We start from the raw sequence: 1,730 nt of genomic DNA on the forward strand, positions 1-1,730 counted from the left end.
GTTATATCTATTCTTGCTATTGGGTTTAGTATTGTATTTACAGTAATCTGTGAAAAGACAATTTTACCTCTGGAGAAAATAGACAGAGATTTAATGGGAAAAAATATTGATATTTTATCAAAAAAGAATAGTGACTTTCAAGATAAAGAAAATGGATTAGTTTGGATAATGCCATTAAGTATAGCGATTGGACTTTTAATCGGAATAGTGTTTCAAAATTATATTAATCCATTAGTTGTAGAGAAGATGTTTACATCATTTTTAATAATTTTATATGTATGCGTAGGAATATCTCAAGGTGTAGAAAAGGAAGTTTTTATTTTTATAAAAATTCTAGGATTAAGAATAATCTGGTTGTCAATTGCAATTATTGTAGGGAGTATAATAGGCGGGATATTAGCGGGGAAAATTTTAAATTTACCACTATATATTTCTGTAATTTCAGCAGGTGGAATGAGTTATTATAGTCTTACAGGGGCATTCATGGTCGAAATGTATGGATTAGAAGTTGGAACATATGGGTTTGTTGTCAATATAATGCGGGAATTATTTACAATAATTTTAATGCCGGTTTTAATAAAAATTAGTATAGGAAGTCCCATCGCAGGTGGCGCAGCAGGAAACATGGACGCTATGCTTATTCCTATAACTAAGTTTGTTGGTGTTAGATTGGGGTTAGTTACATTAATAACTGGAACTATTTTGACTTTCATAATACCATTTTTATTACCGTTATTGTCATCAATTTTATAATTTTTAATTTAAAAATTCAGTTGGAGGTTGCCATGAGAAATATTGAAGATATTTTATTCTCAAAAAAATGTAATGATGTGTTATTAATTCAACCTAATTTTTTAATGAAAATTTTAGAAGAAAAACAAAATAGTTAGAAGTTATTGGAGAGTCATAAATAATAACAGCTTAATATTAGAGAATCTGTTTAAAAAATTAATAAAAACTGATAACAAATATTCTTTAGTCTCAATTTTAGCTTTTTTCTAAAGGAGGATATTAAATAATAATATCCTCTCTTTTAATCTCTTTAACTTCACCAGGAATCATTCCATCGAGAGTTAAATTACCAAACTTTACCCTTTTAAGATAGATAACTTTATTTTTGACAGCTTTTAACATTTTTTTTACTTGATGATATTTTCCCTCTGTAATAGTCAAATGAATACTTTTAGGACCTAGATATTCCACTTTACTAGGAAGTGCTGTATAGTTAGTGTCTAAAACTACTCCCTGTTCTAAAGCGATAATATCCTCTTGAGAAATCTCTCTATCCAATTCAACATAATATGTTTTTTCCATACTTTTATCTGGATGGGCCATAGCGTGACTCAAGTCTCCATCGCTTGTAAAGAGTAGAACTCCTTCAGTATCACGATCTAATCGTCCTACAGGGAAAACAGAGTTTTTATCAATATATTCAGGAAGAAGTTCAGCTACAGTTTTTTTATTTTCATCTTCCATTGCGGTTATATATCCAGCAACTTTATACATAATATAATATTTTAATTGTTTTTTCTTAGGGATAACTCCATCAAAGGTGATAATATCCTCTTCCCACTCAACATCAGTGGCATCATTAACTTCAACTTTACCATTGAGAGTAACTCTTCCTTGGGCAATTGCTACTTTAATCTTTTTTCTACTAGCAACTCCACATTGAACTAAATATTTTTCTAACCTCAAAATTTAACCTCACAAAATTTATTTTACATATG

At 29.2% G+C, this 1,730-nt stretch carries 2 protein-coding genes; one reads left to right on the forward strand and one right to left on the reverse strand.

The annotated features are described in order from the left end of the window. Positions 1-753: lysine exporter LysO family protein (locus ACMOUI_RS08200; RefSeq protein ID WP_418965239.1), on the forward strand; the 753-nt coding region annotated here is incomplete at its 5' end. Positions 754-1,011: 258 nt separating this feature from the next. On the opposite strand, the gene ACMOUI_RS08205 is transcribed toward ACMOUI_RS08200, so the two are convergent. Then, positions 1,012-1,698, reverse strand: a complete 687-nt coding sequence (locus ACMOUI_RS08205; RefSeq protein ID WP_418965240.1) for a pseudouridine synthase — start codon at positions 1,696-1,698, stop codon at positions 1,012-1,014. Between the last annotated feature and the right edge of the window lie 32 nt (positions 1,699-1,730).

Origin of the sequence: Cetobacterium sp., from assembly GCF_048470075.1 — a bacterium.
GTDB lineage: Bacteria > Fusobacteriota > Fusobacteriia > Fusobacteriales > Fusobacteriaceae > Cetobacterium_A.